General features: G+C 41.9%; 16 protein-coding genes. 7 read left to right on the top strand and 9 right to left on the bottom strand.

Annotated elements, in window-relative coordinates:
- Window positions 1-58 precede the first annotated feature (58 nt).
- From GSF01_RS02995 to GSF01_RS02955, 9 genes are read right to left on the bottom strand one after another with little or no spacing between them, the layout of a single operon-like run.
- Window positions 59-1183 carry a hypothetical protein gene (locus GSF01_RS02995; RefSeq protein ID WP_159881533.1) on the bottom strand — a complete coding sequence of 375 codons (1125 nt, stop codon included), beginning with the start codon at window positions 1181-1183 and terminating at the stop codon, window positions 59-61.
- A gap of 39 nt (window positions 1184-1222) precedes the next feature.
- Window positions 1223-2119 (bottom strand): class I SAM-dependent methyltransferase, encoded by an 897-nt coding sequence (locus tag GSF01_RS02990; protein WP_159881532.1) that lies wholly within the window; start codon window positions 2117-2119, stop codon window positions 1223-1225.
- 17 nt (window positions 2120-2136) lie between these two features.
- Entirely contained in the window at window positions 2137-2949 is an 813-nt protein-coding gene (locus tag GSF01_RS02985; protein WP_235941238.1) for an ABC transporter permease, read from the bottom strand.
- A 3-nt stretch (window positions 2950-2952) separates the two neighbouring features.
- Window positions 2953-3762, bottom strand: coding sequence for an ABC transporter permease (locus GSF01_RS02980; protein ID WP_159881531.1), 810 nt, complete (start codon window positions 3760-3762; stop codon window positions 2953-2955).
- Complete coding sequence (locus GSF01_RS02975; RefSeq protein WP_159881530.1) at window positions 3759-4742, bottom strand: ABC transporter ATP-binding protein; 984 nt, start codon at window positions 4740-4742, stop codon at window positions 3759-3761. The genes GSF01_RS02980 and GSF01_RS02975 overlap by 4 nt, the downstream gene beginning before the upstream one ends.
- A 49-nt stretch (window positions 4743-4791) precedes the next feature.
- A complete protein-coding gene (locus tag GSF01_RS02970) occupies window positions 4792-5961 on the bottom strand; it encodes a radical SAM protein (RefSeq protein WP_159881529.1) in 1170 nt (389 codons plus the stop codon).
- Window positions 5933-7042 (bottom strand): hypothetical protein, encoded by a 1110-nt coding sequence (locus GSF01_RS02965; RefSeq protein WP_159881528.1) that lies wholly within the window; start codon window positions 7040-7042, stop codon window positions 5933-5935. Before GSF01_RS02965 ends, GSF01_RS02970 begins: the two co-directional genes overlap by 29 nt.
- Window positions 7035-8369: a hypothetical protein gene (locus GSF01_RS02960; protein ID WP_159881527.1), complete on the bottom strand. Its 1335-nt coding sequence runs from the start codon at window positions 8367-8369 to the stop codon at window positions 7035-7037. The genes GSF01_RS02965 and GSF01_RS02960 overlap by 8 nt, the downstream gene beginning before the upstream one ends.
- Entirely contained in the window at window positions 8362-8610 is a 249-nt protein-coding gene (locus GSF01_RS02955; protein WP_159881526.1) for a phosphopantetheine-binding protein, read from the bottom strand. Before GSF01_RS02955 ends, GSF01_RS02960 begins: the two co-directional genes overlap by 8 nt.
- 175 nt (window positions 8611-8785) lie before the next feature.
- Between GSF01_RS02955 and GSF01_RS02950 the strand changes: the two genes are divergently transcribed.
- The 7 genes from GSF01_RS02950 to GSF01_RS02920 all read left to right on the top strand — a co-directional run bounded on the left by GSF01_RS02950 (window position 8786) and on the right by GSF01_RS02920 (window position 17085).
- Window positions 8786-9631 (top strand): PIG-L deacetylase family protein, encoded by an 846-nt coding sequence (locus GSF01_RS02950; protein WP_159881525.1) that lies wholly within the window; start codon window positions 8786-8788, stop codon window positions 9629-9631.
- Window positions 9624-10811, top strand: coding sequence for an acyl-CoA dehydrogenase family protein (locus GSF01_RS02945; protein WP_159881524.1), 1188 nt, complete (start codon window positions 9624-9626; stop codon window positions 10809-10811). The genes GSF01_RS02950 and GSF01_RS02945 overlap by 8 nt, the downstream gene beginning before the upstream one ends.
- Window positions 10812-10979: 168 nt before the next feature.
- Window positions 10980-12473, top strand: a complete 1494-nt coding sequence (locus GSF01_RS02940) for a glycoside hydrolase family 32 protein (protein WP_159881523.1) — start codon at window positions 10980-10982, stop codon at window positions 12471-12473.
- A gap of 194 nt (window positions 12474-12667) precedes the next feature.
- Window positions 12668-13669 carry a LacI family DNA-binding transcriptional regulator gene (locus tag GSF01_RS02935; RefSeq protein WP_235941237.1) on the top strand — a complete coding sequence of 334 codons (1002 nt, stop codon included), beginning with the start codon at window positions 12668-12670 and terminating at the stop codon, window positions 13667-13669.
- Between the two features lie 227 nt (window positions 13670-13896).
- Entirely contained in the window at window positions 13897-15216 is a 1320-nt protein-coding gene (locus GSF01_RS02930) for an ABC transporter substrate-binding protein (protein ID WP_159881522.1), read from the top strand.
- 71 nt (window positions 15217-15287) lie between these two features.
- Window positions 15288-16220 (top strand): carbohydrate ABC transporter permease, encoded by a 933-nt coding sequence (locus GSF01_RS02925; protein ID WP_159881521.1) that lies wholly within the window; start codon window positions 15288-15290, stop codon window positions 16218-16220.
- Window positions 16221-16236: 16 nt separating this feature from the next.
- Window positions 16237-17085, top strand: coding sequence for a carbohydrate ABC transporter permease (locus tag GSF01_RS02920; protein ID WP_235941236.1), 849 nt, complete (start codon window positions 16237-16239; stop codon window positions 17083-17085).
- Window positions 17086-17108: the final 23 nt, after the last annotated feature.

Raw genomic sequence — 17108 nt, 5'->3', positions numbered from 1 at the left:
ACAAAAAAAAGGATACTCCCCATTTAATGTGGCCGAGTATCCCTTTTTATAAGGTGTTTTATTGGGATGTAAAACTCTCTGCAACAGAACCGTTAACCCCAAGGTATAAAGATTTGTATAAACCGTCATAGATCACTTGAAAAGCCCTTTCCATAGCTGCCCTATCCAATTGCTCGGACTGTAGGATCCATTTTTTTATAGAGCTCATGTGTTCTTTTTCAGGACGATAATGATAAACAATAACCAAAGATAATAATTTGTCGAGACTTTCGCTTAGTAGTTGGAACGTATCAACAACGTGATCAGGTAAATGTATGAATTGATGATCATGCAAATACTTCATACGAAATAACATTCCCCGTTTGTTCTCACCGATCTTTTTGATACCAAGTATGATGTTGCGTTCCATAAGCAAAGAAGGGTCCGATTCTACTAGTTCACATATTCGATTTATTAGCCCATCATAAATTGAGATTCCTATCCATTCGGTTGATGATGCACGGGTAGTACCAAATCCTGTGTCAACCGTCCTTATTCCACCTGTTAAATAATTTTGAATGGACTCTAGCACTTTATGTAAATTCGGTTTCTTAATAAAATGATGCTTAAGAAAAAATGAGGTTGCCGGCATATCGAAGCGAAATAAACGGTAGTGGCCATCAAACTCATTACGCATGTAGCTCAAGCCTGACTGCATTCCTTGTTCAATCTCCTCAAAAGTAATGGTATCTGTCGTCCATTTATTCTCTTTCATCGACAGGATGTGGAATATTTTCTCCTGCATGTTATAACCAAACAATAAATACTCATGCATACAGTGATGTTTTTGATAGTACATGGACTTGCGTACATAATAATTGTCACAGCCCAGCAGTACATAACCTCCGCGATCAATGTTATCCATGGATTCCGCCACAATATCTAGCGATTCCGACATGTCAAATCTATTGAATTCTAGGACACCTTGATATAGAAGCTCAAGGTCTATATATTCCAGTCGGTAATACTGGACCCAGAAATCCCCGAGGGGGTCGCCTTCCTTGATCCCCATTTCCAGCTCAATAAACCTTTCTATATACCAAGGGGTAAATCGTTCATCAGATAGTATAGGAGCGAGTTTCATAAAATGCCAACAGTCCGTTGTGATTCCCGTATCCAAGTTAATAGGTAACAATTTCTTCATTCGCACACATCCTCATTACATGTTCATAGTTCATATGGATTAAAGTGGTTTAACGAGATGAAGGATCAGGTATAAACGTCTACCATCTTTCATTTCCTCAACCAGGGCGGTGCCGGGGGCACCCATGGACGCCATGATCTCACCATCACTGGAAGCCACATCATTCAGCGTCTTTAAACGAGTGTTAAGCGACGATTCACATGAGAGAATGGTATTCATTGTAATGTCACGGTGCAAATGAATCACAAATCCAAGTTCCCGCATGTATGCTTTCACTTTCCTGAATTTCTCTGACGGCAGATCATCTGCGTAGAGGAACACCCCACCTGGTTTTAGAACCCTATGAACTTCGTCTAAAAAATGCTCAATGTTCGTGTAAAGATCGGACGATTCGATATTCAATACAATGTCAAAAGATCCAGAAGCAAATGGGAGCATTTCGGCATCACCAACACAATAAAAGGCTTGCTCATGTCGATTGTTTCGACTGCAAAAGGTGATATTAGATTCGGTTAAATCAAGACCGATAATGGTTTTAGGCTTGAATGTTTTGCACAATGCATGGATATTTCCACCTCTGCCGCATGCGACCTCCAGTACGGTTTGGCCATTCAAGTCAACACTATCCATAATTTCATTCAGTAGACGCAATGAATTTGACTTAGACATTACAGGATATGGGTCGCCAATTGGAACATAGCCCCAGTTGATGAAGGTAGAGAATCTCGATAACCCATTCTCTTCGAGGGATTGATTCATTGCCGTAAACATTCGCTTTACTTCTTCTTTGCGTTCGTCACTCCGATCGGGAATCATGATTGGAATTCCGTTATGCAGGTTATATACATTCGAACAGGAGGTACATTGCAGCTCAAACTCTCCCGTATCCAATGCACATTTGCACTCAGGACATCTTAGCTCGACACTAGAAAACATGAGGGTTCCTCCCGGTATCAGCTGCTTGCACTGCTGTAATTTTTAATGGCCGATTTCCACAATAAGCGAAAACAGACCAGCATGAAGACCGGGACACTTAATCCCCATGCGAGTTCGTATACGCTCAACTTATCCATAACCCATAATGGCCCAAAATTCGTAATAATCATAAAGGGGAGTACAAAGACAGCAATTCTACGTACCCAGCGCGCGTAAATAGCCATCGGCATATTATTGGCATCCCAGATCGAATAGAAAATCATAGCCAGTCCTCCTGTATTGACAAACCAGAAAGAAAGCAATGCGGGCAAAAACATCAAACAATACGTAAGGATTGTTGCGACCGCAATAAATAAACAGTAGCCTAATAGATTAAGGAATGTTATCGGGATACCCATAGCCTCCCAACCGATGGATATCATAATAATACCGGCTAGAACATTTGGAATGGGAGTACCAAAATGGATATATCGCAGAGTAACGAGGAACTGGAGCGAGATTGGCTTCACCATCAGCAAGTCCAAGGTTCCTTCTCTAACATACTCCGTAATTTTAAGGGAGTTATAAAAAAAGAAACCGGAATAAATGCCTGTCATCAGCGTAAAGGTTCCCACAAACATGAGGATGCCGTCCGGTGATATATCGCCAATGTGTAGATCCGTCTTGTACACAACAAGCACGTACAGTAATTTGGAGATCAGATAGGCAATCTCAACTCCTATACCGAGAAAAAAGTTGAACCGGTATTCCATTTGAGCCATAAAGCAATTTTTTACGAACAAGCCATAAACGATGAAGTAATTCTTAAGAGTACCCAACCATGCCTGCAAAGGTTATCCTCCTAACCCGAGATATCGTTTCATCCCCCTATTCCAAACCACGCGAGAAACAAGATACATCACGACAATCCAAAAGCATTGCCATCCGATGCCTTGCAGGATTTCACCCATATCAAGCTTTCCATTTATCACGTTGGTTGGGAAATAAATCGTAAACTTGAAGGGGAGATACGTTAATATCGCATTCATTGTAGGACCGAACACATCAATCGGGAACATACCGCCGCTGATAATGATAACTAACAAGCCTGTCATTTCGAAGAAGAAAGAAATTTCCGAAAGCCAGAAAGCAATGGCAGAGATCGTGTACGAAATCATGAAATTTAATAAAAAGGCAAGAAAAATGGTAATGAAAAAAAGTGAAATGCGCTGAAATTGCAGCGGGGTTCCATAATATAGGGTGAAAAAGATAAGTACGAAAAAGATGACAACGATCATGACGGAATAAAAAAACAACTTTTGCCCAAATAAATTAAATATTCGAAAGCTGAAATAATGCAGCGGTTGAACAAGATACTTATTCAAATTTCCATCCTTTATATCTGTTGCCATCTCATGATCCACATTCGTCATTACAATTCGGGTAACGACTGCAGCGATTATCGTGTATAAGATCATTTCCTTGTATGAATAGCCGAAGAACTGCGAAGAATCAGATTTACCATACACGGCCGACCATATGTAATATTGAATCATAATGGGAAAAAAAGCGGCGGCCAAAGAAAATAAAAAATCCATCCGGTATTCCAGCGCCGATTGAAAGCCAAGCTTGAACACGTGATTATATTTTTGATATGCCTTCATGGTGTACGGTTCCTTTGATATAAAGAAATGATCATCTCCTCAACTGGAATGTCCTCAATAGAAATATCCTCTATCGGAAGCTGGTGCAGCAGCTCTCTGGAACGGATGTTTACTTGTTCCCTAGGTATTTCCAATGTGGCCTGATAACTATCAGAGTAACGGATCGCACCAAAATTTTGGAGCTGATCAGGTGCAACATGCTTGGAGAACTTGAGCTTAATAATTTTGTTTTGATTTAAAGCCTCATTGATTTGTTTCAAGCTTCCGTCATAAATCAATTTACCTTCGGCAATCAATAACGTTCGGTTGCAAAGATCCTCAATATCTTTCATATAATGACTAGTCAGGACAATCGTTGTTTTATGATATTCATTATAATATTTCAAGAAATCTCGAACCCTCTTTTGGGTTTCGATATCCAGTCCAATGGTAGGCTCATCTAGAAACAGGAGAGTCGGCCTATGTATGAGTGCTGCAATAAGCTCCATCTTCATGCGTTCGCCAAGCGATAATCTTCTAACCTGAACATTCATTACATGCTTCGTATTCAGTAAATCCACCAGTTCAGCCAGTGTTTTCTTATAAATGTCATCCTCTACTTGGTAGATATACTTATTAAGCAGGATCGATTCGGAGGCGGGTAAATCCCACCACAATTGACTTTTTTGTCCCATGACAATCGAGAACTTCTTCTTAAACTCTTTCTTCCTTTCGTAAGGTTTATACCCCAGCACGGAAACAAAACCGTCAGTAGGATAAAGAATTCCAGAAAGCATTTTTAATGTAGTGGTTTTGCCTGCGCCATTAGGCCCCAAGAAGGCAACAAATTCGCCTTCGTCAATAGAAAAGGAAACCTCCTTGACCGCTTCCCTTGTCAACGTTTTACGGTAGAACAGGTTTTTGAGTGAGTTCTTTACCCCCAGCTCTTTGGTATAATACTTAAATTCCTTGGATAAACCCTCCACTTTGATCGCTTCCAATCCTTATTCACCCTATTCTAAGAAGAATTCATAAAAATGCAGCACCCCATTATCGACCGTAGTGATATAACAAACCACAGCGCGAACATATAGGCATCAATCCGCAGGATACGGTTTCCCGGTGTTTTCCGAAAAGCTCACCATGCCAAACCTCTTTAACCCCTTGATCCCGAATGTTTCCGACTGCGAATTCCGGGAAAAACTTACATGGCGTGACGTCTCCGTTCGGTAAAAAATCCATTCTGGTCGAGATCGACAGGCATTCTGTTCGCTTCATACCTGTTTGAGGCTCTCCCTTAACGAAGGACTCTATTTCATCCTGTTCCAGAGCAGGCATGAAGCGAATGCGAATATCCCAAGTATGCTCGGAGATTCTTCGTACCTCTTCCCTCAATTGGGGTATGTTCTCCGGTGAAATCCGGTAATTAAATGAATGCCAGCTGCATTGTTGGCTCTGATAGGGCTGAAGCCAGTTGAAATGATCAAGGAAATAGTGATCCATCTCTTTTGCCGATTCCGATGAGATATACCAGGGATAGACGAAGTAGACGGAATCAACGCCTTTCTCTTCGAAAAACTTCATAAAGTCAAACATCTTTGGGATCATTTGGTCATTCATCGTCAGACTGACCGAGATTTTACCCCGATAGATCTGCTTTCTTTGCAGCTCCAACAATAAATCGATGGCATGAATCACTTTCCTGAATGTTCCCTTGCCGCGTATGGCGTCATTTTCCTCCTCGAATCCTTCAAGACTGATCAGCAGCACAAGATCATCTGAAAATTTAAGAATGGAGTCCAGTTTCTCTTCGATCAGAATCGCGTTGGTACAAATGGTAGTTGTTCTCAGATCTTTCTCTAGACGTTCAGCCAGCAGATGAAACTGTGTGTAATATAGAGGTTCACCCCCCCATAAATAAAGCTTTGATTTTTTCGGACGTGAAAAGGCGAGAATCTGATCAATCATTTCTATATCGATTTCTCTCTTCTGCTCCGCTTTCTCCATGTCCCAGTGGAAGCCGTTCTCGTTCCATTCATAGCAATGTTTGCACCGAAGATTGCATCCATTATTAAGCTTGATTCCTATATCTTCGGGGATGTCCATTGCATAACGGGGGTCTAGAGCTCTGGCGCGACTAGCTCGCGACATATTCTTAATCGTTCGTTTCAAGTTTTGAAATACATCCTCATTAAATTTCACTATTGTTTTTGGTTGCATCGTACTTGCCTCCTTGAACGAATTTTTCCCTTGCATGGAGTAAATTCTTGTGCAGCTCTTCTAAACATCGATTTGAGAAGTGTTGTTGCTCCCAATCTTCAAACCAGATTCCAAAGCCTTGATTGATCCAAAATTCTGCATTGACTGCTTCATGACGAGCGAACGGTTCTAGGAATACGAATGGGGTAGCTGCGGCAAAAGACTCAAACAGAGAATAGCCACCCGGCTTGCTGACAATTGCTTTTGAGTTTCGAATCACATCAAACAGTAGGGGATGACAGTCCTGATTACGGAACTTGGGTTCCATTCCAGCTTTGAGGAGGGCAAGAGCTGGAAACGAATGCTTTCCTTGTTCATTAAGTGACCAGGGATTCCAATGGGGGTCATTCATGTAGTATTGAACCTGATCATGGGGAACGAATTCTTCCAAATCATAAGCAAGCACATGTAAACGATTACCTGCATCCAGCAGCTTTTTTTTCGCTTCTCGATAGGTCCCAATACCCCAGCCTCCGCCATGAAGCACAACTCCCTTATCACGAAGTGAAAAAGGTACCGGAAGTAAAGTAGTAATCGGAAATTCTCGTAATACTTGGTTTTCTTCGGCACTAAAAAACCATACATTGCGAAATGCATCGCATCGTTCGCCGTACACTTGATAGGAAGCTGAATCCCCTGCATCCATCCGAAGCAAATCAACATCGAGTTTGACTGGGTCCATGATCTTTCGATATTGCTCTAATATGGGAATCCAGAATCCAGTAAACACAATAAAGCGGGTTCTTTTCTCCTGGCGCCATTGATTTAGCAGCTCACTTACTTTAGCGGGATCGAGTGTATCCTTGATGTCACGTACCAGTTGCGCCGATTTTTTGGCAAGTGCAAAATGTTTGTGGAATGCTTGCTTGATGGCCGGAACTCTGGCTAATACGTCACCAGGGTAAACGCTTTCTAAGATGTGTATTTCAGTTGTCACACCTTTTTGTTGCAGCTGATAATCCAGTTGAATTGCTGGAACATACACACCCAAGGAATTACCGGAGCACAATAAGGAAATCGTTTCGCTAGCGGTGTCAGTCATACACTTTCACCCCATGACTTGATAAGAAAATCCGCAGACTTCTTAACAACCGTAGTCGTTCTTCGGTGTTAGGTGCAAAAACCGAGAGGTATAGTCTCCCTTTTAGAAGCTGCTGCTGATCCAAAGATTGGCCTTGCTCATGCTCATGGAAATATCTATTAACAAAAAGTGTTGCAGAGGAGAGGGGCACAATTCCACTGCCAAGGGATTGAGGGAATAAAAGCTGAGCATCCTCTAACTCACTAAGCAGCCATTCATACTCGAAATGCTTGTGAAATCCGATCGACAAGTAAGTTAAACAACCGGTGCACCGATTGCTCGCCAGTGCACTATCAAGGTAGAAATTAATGAGTCCCATCGATTTACGAGCATTGATTTCAACGATCGGGATCAGGCTTCCATCCTTTAATTGCATGGAATCTACGCACACGGGTCCAAAATACCCCTGCTGGTACAAGGATGAACTAACATGCTCCATCACTTTAAAGTAGCCCAAGCGTTCTAGTTCATGCTGCTCTTCAATTGGCATGGTAGTTGAACCGAGATAGGCAAATTGATGATTCATCATCTGCTGCATACTAATGAAATGGAATCTTCCCGTTGAAGTGATCTCAAATTGACAGGAAAAATCCCGCTGTACTTCTAGAAAGGGTTCTACCACAAATGCGGTAATAGTCCCCAGAAGTTCTTGCTTGCTAACATAGGATACCAGTCTGTTTACCGCATTCATTGATTCAAATTTTAGATTACCTTTGCCGGATACACCGAACGGATCTTTTACTAAAATAGCCTTGTGATCTTTCAGTAGTCCCGTGCAGACAGTCATTAGTTCATGAGCACTTTTAACCGGATAACTGTACTTGTTCTCTGTTAATTGATTAGATAATTCGGCTGAATACATTTTAGAATTAACATGTTGGACTGTTTCATAAGCAGGTAGGGGCTGTTCGAAGCCATACAGCTCTAGTAATTCAGTTGTATTCTCCAGTACTGCGTAAGGCGAAAGACGCTTAAACTTAGAAATCCATTGCCTATGCAGCGTATTTCTTGTCAGAGATTGAAACATATGCTCATCCTCTAGCATATCTTCAAAGGATAAGTGCTCAAAGGAAAAACTAATTCGGCTCAGATACGCCTTGTGTACGGGATCCATCGGAAACCTTGTAATTAGACCATCACTGGAGGCGCAGAATGGAAACATTAATTCATCCATCGCCTTAACGATACGGGATCTTTGCTCATCATGAAAAGCAGGAAGCTTGCTGTACTGCTTGTTTCTCCAGAACGATTCGGAATCCAGGCTTCCAGCATAAACAGTCTTAACCAATCTGTGGCTCCAATCTGTTCAGGAACGTCATGAAGGTTTCGATCGATTTCATGTGGGCCATTTCAAATTCCTCATAATCAATTTCAACATGGAAAGCGTCCTCCACTTCAAGAATAAAACTAATCATCTGAAGTGAATCCAGTCCGACTTCGTTAATCAAATCGGTGCTTGGGGTCAACGTATATTCGAAATCATTCACTTCCTTTACTTTTTTAAGAATCTCGTAAATTTTGTCAAACATTCCAACAAATCCTCTCTTAGTATATTTACGTAATCGTTTACTTCATCATACTATAACAAATTTCTCCAAATGACAATATAAAAATTGGTAAATTATGAATTACGAAACAAAGTATTTTTTTCCAAAAGCATTGTGATATACTCTACATTTGAAGTCTGAAATGGAGGTGAGACGTATGACGAAACTTCGTTATTTATTTTTATCGGCTCATTTGGATGATGCAATTATTTCCTGTGGGGATTACATCAGTAAGCTAGTTCAAGAGGGAAACAGGGTGACAATCGCCACCGTATTTGCAGGGGAAAATCCATTTAAATCTTTATCTATGCTGGCGAGAATCATACATAAAAAGTTCAATCTTGGATCTGAAGTGATGAGCATTAGGCGATCCGAGGACCTCACAGCCGCTGCGTTACTTGGGGCAGATTGTGTTCATCTTAATATCCCGGAATGCATTTATCGGAGGAATCCTGATTTTTCTCCGAGCTACCGGAAGTTGGAGGAACTATTTAGAGCGGATTTGTCTTTGGAACAACCGATGATAGAGGAGGTTATTCAACAGTTGTCAGCAGCTATTCATTTGGCTGAGTATGAACAAATTTATGTTCCGCTAGGAATTGGGAGACATGTGGACCACCTTATCGTAAGACATGCTTTCGAGAGATGGATGGATACAATAGATTATGCTTATCTTTATAAAATCGCGTATTATGAGGATTTGCCATATAAGCACTATCAACTTGATGTAAATTGGAAGACGGACCTGGCAAATCAATTTGTGGTAACAGCCATTTGCCTATCGCGAGTGCATCTAATAGCAAAAATCAGAGCAATTGAGCTGTATAAATCCCAACAGCGATTACTTTGGAATTCCCGGTTCAGCATGTACAAGCAGATGCTGAAGAACACAAGGACGAGTGCTGATGAAAATTATAGCAATAAAGATCGAAAGTACAGATTTAATATTTACATCAATAAACGTGACAAAATAAGGATGAAAGCGGGGGAAATCAGTGATTAAGAATACATGCTCCTTACATGAAGAGTTGATTGAAAGTGCTAGGGAAGCTGCCAAAATTATTTCTGGGTATGCGAACGAAGTTGATGAGTACGCTTTATTTCCAATCAATAGTCTGAATGAATTAAAAAAACGCAAACTATTGTCAATCTTAGTCTCAAAAGAAGATGGCGGTGGGGGCGCAACCTTAGAGACAGTGTCTCGAATAGCTCAAATCATATCTAGCAGTTGTTTGAATACGGGGGTCATTTGGAGCATGCATTGTCAACAAGTTGCTATTTTAATGAAGCACCTATATGGCGCTCACCGTCAAGAATTATTACATAGATTAGTTTCAGAACAATTGTATATTGCATCTATTACAACAGAAAAGGGGAAAGGAGGGAATATCTTCTCTTCTATTTCTCCATTAACAAAGCTGGGAGATGAGTGGTTGCTCCAAAGAACTGCTCCTATTGTGACAGGTGGGCAGTATGGAGATTTATTTCTGATATACATGAATGGAAATTCTTCAGATCATAGTGCTCATGATGTAGTTATAGCTTTAGTTGAAAGGAGTAACGCCAAATTGACTTATACAACCAATTGGAATAGCATGGGAATGCGGGGAACAGGAAGTGTAGGAATGGAGATCGAGGCAAGTATTGAGGACCATCAAATCATAAAATCAGAAAAAGGGTTCAAGGAGATTGCCCTCCAGACCGTCGTGCCTATTGGTCACATTTCTTTGTCCGCCAGTTGGTTGGGGGCTGCGAAAGGTGTTTTTGAGAAGCTGATCGCCATAATGAGAAAGCCAGTCAATCGAACCAAGTTTAATATGAACTCCGATATGTTATTTGAGAAATTAGGGAGAATCAGATTGAAATTAGATGTTGTAGACAATTATCTTAAAGAAATGATACGACAATACGATAATGCCAGTTCTGATGAAAACCTATTTCAAACCAATCATTTCAGCATACAAATTAATAATTTGAAAATTGTAGCTTCCGAAATGTTGTACGAAGCCGTAGATGAGATGATCAATTTAGCAGGTGTTACATATGGTTATACAAAGAATGATGCTATTCCGCTGGAGAGAACGCTTCGCGATATCAAATCTGCTCGTTTGATGTATCGAAACGACCTGCTTCTCATTACAAATGGTAAATTAAGCTTGTTCGAAAAAAGATTACTATACTAAACCTATACTTAAATAGGAAAGAGAGTTGACAATTTGTACGCGAACACCTATAATTCGCTTTAATTAAACGATTACGTAATCGATTTCCTGACTGTTGATGTTGAGTAAAACTAGTATTTCTAAAGAATGTAATTCTAACGGCTTCATTAAAATTCGGAGGTGTTCTATATGCTAAACATGACTAAAGAGGTTCTTTTTGAAGAGAGGTATCGCCCTCAAATTCATTTCACACCCGTTTCCAACTGGCTGAATGATCCTAACGGAATGGTTTACTACAATGGAGAATATCACTTGTTTTATCAACATCATCCTGAGGATTCGCTATGGGGTCCTATGCATTGGGGACATGCTATCAGTACTGATTTGATTCATTGGGAGCATATGCCTATTGCGTTGAAGCCCGACCATAATGGAATGATATTCTCCGGGAGCGCTGTAGTCGATTGGGAAGACACGAGCGGCTTTTTTTCCGGCGGGCACGGACTTGTCGTTATTTATACGAGTGCAAAAAAAATACCGGATACAGAAGATCTGTACACTCAAACTCAAAGTTTGGCCTTTAGTACAGACAATGGACGTACTTGGGTGCAATATGAAGGGAATCCTGTACTGATTGATGAAGAATGTCTGGATTTCAGAGATCCTAAAGTATTTTGGCATGAAGAACAAAAAAAATGGGTTATGGCGTTAGTTGTTGCTGATCATGTAAGATTTTATGAATCCTTTAATTTAACGGACTGGAAGCTTACCGGACAGTTTGGAAGGGATTCGGGATCGCATGATGGAGTTTGGGAATGCCCAGATTTGTTCGAATTGTCTGTCGATGGTGATCCATCCAATAAGAAGTGGGTGCTGATCGTGAGTATCGGTGATCGTTCGGACTTGGTAGAAGGATCGAGAACGCAATATTTTATTGGACATTTTGATGGAAACACATTCCATAATGATCATTCTCCAGAAACCATTCTCTGGTTCGATTATGGTAGAGATAATTATGCCGGAGTCACTTGGTCTGATATCGAAAAAAATGACGGAAGACGAATATTCATAGGGTGGATGAGTAATTGGAAGTATGCTAGATTGACACCAACAAGTGTTTGGAGAGGGGCGATGACGCTGCCGCGTGTCCTATCGCTGGTCACGACGGAGCAGGTGATTCGACTGGCACAAACACCAGTGGAAGAACTGCAGGTGCTGAGAACCGATTCAACAAGCCTAGATGGTTTGAATTTCAATGATATCTACCCATTTCAAAGTGATGTATGTGAACTGGAGATCGAAGTGGCTTGGGAGCCAGGCGTAGAACAGTTTGGATTTGCATTGTGTTCCTCAGCTGAAGAGAAAACAATAATTAGTATGGATGTAAGTACAAATATGTTAATTGTGGATAGAACACAATCCGGTGAAGTTGATTTCCATCCGAACTTTTCATGTAAACACGAAGCTCAGCTGTTCAGCGAAGCATCTGAGTTGAAGCTGCGTTTGTTCCTGGATCGGTCTTCCATTGAAATCTTTGCGAATAACGGAACAACGGTTGTAACGGATTTGATTTTCCCAAAACACCCGTTACAGTACTTGGAAACCTTTGCTCGGGGAGGGAAGGTCGACATAAAGAAAATGACACTGCATGAGCTTCAATCTGTGTATAAGTTAAAAGATTAAAAATTGCTTTCCAACGCATGTGGAGAAGCTGCAAGCTAAGGTTTGAAATTTCATAATATAACCTCTGTATGTGTGATTCGCAGCAGAGGTTTGTTTGCATTCGATTTGTAATTGTTAGATTGACAGCACCATATGGATTAAGTAAGATGGATGTGACTTACACAAGACAATTTGGATATGACGGAGAGAGGCTTATGTCGATCAGCATTAAAGACGTGGCTGTAAAAGCGGGTGTATCCACAGCGACCGTTTCCCATGTAATCAACGGCACACGCTTTGTATCGGAGGAAACGAAAAATAAAGTACTCCAGACAATGAAAGAGCTGGACTATAGGCCAAACTCAGTGGCTCGCAGCTTACGTAGTCAAAAGTCACGTACCATTGGACTTTTGATACCGGTCTCAGGAATGGATACGTCAAACTTCTTCTTTATGTCAGTTGCACATGGAGTGCAGCAAACGTTGAACAAGTATGGATATCACTTGCTGCTAAGCAACTCGAATGAGAATCCGGCCAATGAACTTGAGCAGATTAAAATGTTTAATACTCAATTGATTGATGGGCTGATTATTGCACCCGCGGCAGAAGGGCATGTGGAGCTGCCGGAAACGTTGGGTGATTATCCGGTTGTGTTTGTGGACCGAAAGCCTCATAACTTGCAAAGGGACTGCGTGCTGGCTGATGGATACCGGGGGATTTATGAAGCCATTACGCTGCTGATTGGTAAGGGGCACCGCAAAATAGGTTTTATATCCGGCCCGCTTGATATATCGACGAGCAGCGAGCGTCTGCAAGGCTATAAGTCTGCATTAGCAGATCATGGAATTGAAGTGGACCCCAAGCTTATTCAAGTAGGTATACCGGGGCTCGAGACGGGCTACGAGCTAACCGAAAATCTCGTACAGCAGGAAGCATCCGGCATTCTTATTGCTAACAATGTAATGACGATGGGGGCTGTCGCCTACCTCCAAGAGCATCAAATTAAAGTTCCCGATCAGATGGCCATCATAGGATATGATGATTATGAATGGACGAAAATCACTACCCCGCCGCTTACTGTAATCAAGCAGCCTTCGTTTGAATTGGGAGAGCGGGCAGCCGAAATATTATTGGAACGGCTTGAAAGTAAGTCTTCAGATGAGCCTTATACGGAAATTCGAATACCGACAGAACTAGTGCATCGTTTCTCTTGCTGAGAAAACGATGCTTTTTTTAACCTATAGATTGAACGATAAAAAAAGAATTGACAATGAAATTGAATTCGTTTACATTGTATTTAAACGATTACGTAATCGTTTAATAAATCGTTGAGACGTCATTTACGTGTATTGGGAGGGAAGAAAAAAATTACCTGCAATTGAATATGGAACAGTTACAAGGGGATCATTACAAACTTCGATAAAAATGGGAGAGTGTACACAATATGAAAAAGCGTATTTCATATGCATTGATGGCGTCCATGCTTGCTGGGGTGGTTAGCGGTTGCAGCGGCAATAGCACGAATACTCCGGGTGGAGATACTGCCAATAAGAATGGTGACAAGACGGAAGGAAATCCTGCATCAGCAGCAGTTGAACTCAAAATGTGGGTGCATGAGACGAATGAAAAAGAGGATTCATTCTATAGAGAACGCATAGCTTCATTTAACAAGGCGCATGAAGGGAAAATTAAAGTTACTCTGCAGGGTATTCCCCGCGGCCAAAGCGGTACGGGGTATGAAGACAAAATTAACGCTTCAATCGCTGCTGGCGAGCTGCCTGATCTGCTCGACCTCGATGGTCCGAATGCAGCGGCCTATGCCAAGTCCGGCGTAATTGCTCCATTGGACGAGCATATCACAAAAGCTGATCTCACGGATTTCGTGGAATCGATTATCCAGCAAGGAACATATAATAATAAGCTGTACATGCTCGGCGCGATGGAAGCTTCGGTTGTACTTTATTACAACAAGAAGGCATTGGAAGAAGCAGGTATCCCTATTGCGAAATCGGTCAGCGAAGCTTGGACGATGGACCAGTTCTATGAATATGCGAAGAAGCTGAAAAAGGGCGACAGCTACCCGGTTAACTTCTTCATGAACTACGGCGTTAACGAATGGCAGACTTTCATGGGCGCACCGTTCGTATGGTCCAACGGAGGGGATCTCATTGCGGCTGACGGCTCCACGACAGAAGGAAAGCTGAACTCTCCCGAAACAGCCGAAGCATTGACTATGATCGGTAAATTTTTCAAGGACGGTCTTGCAACCTTAACGCCTGGTGAGAAGGATTGGGAAGAGCAGAAATCAGTGCTTGCTCTTGGCGGCCCTTGGATTGCGGGGGACACGAAGGGCTATGAGTGGGGCATGATGCCGATGCCTAAATTCGATGTGGCAAAATCCCCATCCGGAAGCTGGGGCTATGCGATTACGACTCAGACCAAGCATCCGAAGGAAGCGGCGGAAGTGGTCAAGTGGATGACCAATGTTGAGACTGCGGTCGGATTGTCCAATGTTACAGGAATGCCGCCTAGCCGAAAATCTGCATTTGACCAGTTGCCACAGTATAACGAATACCCGCAAAAAATTATTATGGAGCAGTTGAAGAACACAGCACAAGCACGTCCAAGAACACCTGCATATCCGATGCTTTCCAAGGAGTTTGCAATGTTGTTCTACGCAGCCGCAGCAGGTGAAGATATAAAGCCACTTCTGAATGAAGCTGTGAAGCGCATCGATCAGAGCATTAAGCGAGCTAGCAAATAACAAATTTTCGTTAACAAACATCCAAGGAGCCATAATTAACGGCTCCTTGGACATCCGTAGGGGGATGGAGTATGGAAATGAAGTCTTCAATGACAGCAGCATATAAGGAGAAGATCGTGAGCCAAGCATGGAAAAAAAAGCTTCGTACTGCTCTGGAAGGGTATTCGTTTATATTACCGGCTTTGATCGGAATGACTGTGTTTTTGTTTATTCCGATGCTGACGATACTATACAACAGCTTTACGGATTACTATTATTTAACGCCCAATGACAAAGCATTTATCGGTTTTGAGAATTACCAGCGACTTTTTGACGATCCGCTTTTCTACAAAGCATTGAAAAACACGTTATATTTCGTCATCATCGTCGTCCCGATCCAAACGGCGGTAGCACTTGGTCTCGCTTTATTGGTCCATCCTAAAATCAAGTTCAAGAAGTTTTTCACTGTCGCTTTCTTCAGTCCGGTTGTCATGTCCCTCGTTGTCGTAGGTTTGTTATTTACGTTTTTATACAATCCGAACCAGGGACTATTTAATGCGCTACTTGAAACGTTTGGGCTGCCACGCCTGAAGTTTTTGACTAGTTCGGATCAAGCAATGAATGCGATCATCTTTATGTCAATCTGGCAGGGTGCAGGGTATCAAATGATTATATTTTTGGCGGGCCTAAAAGACATCCCGGAGCAACTTTACGAAGCATCTTCGATGGATGGGGCGAGCACTTGGCAGAAATTTGTTTATGTTACACTGCCGGGACTGCGTAATGTTACCATCTTTGTCGTAATTACGATAACGATGGCTGCATTCCGCTTGCTTATTCAACCGCTCATCATGACTCAAGGCGGCCCGATTAATTCAACAAAAACGTTGCTGTATCTCATGTATGAATACGGATTTCAATTCCGGGAAATGGGATATGGATCTGCTATAGCCGTGATATTCATGGTCATTGTACTGGTCATTGCTGGTATACAGCGTATTGTACTGAAAGAAGAGCGAGGTTAGAGAGGAGGCCATAGAGGTGAGGATACAAAAGGCTGTTCTTGGAGTGATACGATATACGTGGATGCTCATTCTTGCGTTTGCGTTTTTGTTCCCAATGATCTGGATGATCGTATCTACCTTTAAAAATGATTTGCAAATTTTCGGCGATATGCGCAGTATTCATGCATTCTTGCCTCCAATTGAGACGGAAGGCTCTTATTTCCGGAATTATGTCAAAGCCATGAATACGGTCCCATTGTTCCGATATACTTTGAACACTTTATTTTATTGTTCCGCAATCGTACTAACAGGCATTATCGTCAATTCCATGGCAGGCTATGCGCTGGCCCGAATGAAGTTTCCATTGAAGAACGTTATTTTCACGCTTGTGCTCTCCTTAATTATCCTGCCCCAGGAAACGATCTTCCTGCCTTTGTATACAATCATTCACAAGCTTGGCTGGATCAATTCATATTGGGGACTTATTTTACCGTTTATTGCAGCTCCGTTGTTTATTTTCTTGTTTCGTCAGTTTTTCCTTGGAATTCCGGCTGAGGTAGAGGAATCGGCCAAGTTGGATGGGGCCACGATATGGAGAACTTATTTTCAAATTGTTATGCCGCTTGCAAAGCCTGTCTTCGCAACTGTTGCGATTTTGCAATTTACACAGCATTGGACGGAGTATTTATGGCCGAGCATGGTCATTACGGACAATAATATGAGAACGATACAAATCGGGATCAACTATTTCTTCAACCTGCCTAATCCCCAGTGGGGACCCATATTGGCAGCAATTACGATTGCTACGATTCCCATGGTTATTATTTTTGCTTCATTCCAAAAGTACTACGTGCAAGGTCTCGCTCATACTGGCTCTAAAGAATAATTGAAGCAGTTGGGGCTTACAGA

It is taken from the genome of Paenibacillus puerhi, from assembly GCF_009846885.1.
In the GTDB taxonomy this organism is placed as follows: domain Bacteria; phylum Bacillota; class Bacilli; order Paenibacillales; family NBRC-103111; genus Paenibacillus_G; species Paenibacillus_G puerhi.
Note: the sequence above shows the minus strand (reverse complement) of the source record. Positions and strands in the feature narration are given on the sequence as shown.

Coding starts and splice junctions, on each gene's coding strand:
- GSF01_RS02995 (WP_159881533.1), bottom strand. CDS start 1,183: ATGAAGAAATTGTTACCTATTAACTTGGATACGGGAATCACAACGGAC.
- GSF01_RS02935 (WP_235941237.1), top strand. CDS start 12,668: ATGTCGATCAGCATTAAAGACGTGGCTGTAAAAGCGGGTGTATCCACA.
- GSF01_RS02940 (WP_159881523.1), top strand. CDS start 10,980: ATGCTAAACATGACTAAAGAGGTTCTTTTTGAAGAGAGGTATCGCCCT.
- GSF01_RS02990 (WP_159881532.1), bottom strand. CDS start 2,119: ATGTTTTCTAGTGTCGAGCTAAGATGTCCTGAGTGCAAATGTGCATTG.
- GSF01_RS02950 (WP_159881525.1), top strand. CDS start 8,786: ATGACGAAACTTCGTTATTTATTTTTATCGGCTCATTTGGATGATGCA.
- GSF01_RS02980 (WP_159881531.1), bottom strand. CDS start 3,762: ATGAAGGCATATCAAAAATATAATCACGTGTTCAAGCTTGGCTTTCAA.
- GSF01_RS02970 (WP_159881529.1), bottom strand. CDS start 5,961: ATGCAACCAAAAACAATAGTGAAATTTAATGAGGATGTATTTCAAAAC.
- GSF01_RS02955 (WP_159881526.1), bottom strand. CDS start 8,610: ATGTTTGACAAAATTTACGAGATTCTTAAAAAAGTAAAGGAAGTGAAT.
- GSF01_RS02965 (WP_159881528.1), bottom strand. CDS start 7,042: ATGACTGACACCGCTAGCGAAACGATTTCCTTATTGTGCTCCGGTAAT.
- GSF01_RS02925 (WP_159881521.1), top strand. CDS start 15,288: ATGGAAATGAAGTCTTCAATGACAGCAGCATATAAGGAGAAGATCGTG.
- GSF01_RS02930 (WP_159881522.1), top strand. CDS start 13,897: ATGAAAAAGCGTATTTCATATGCATTGATGGCGTCCATGCTTGCTGGG.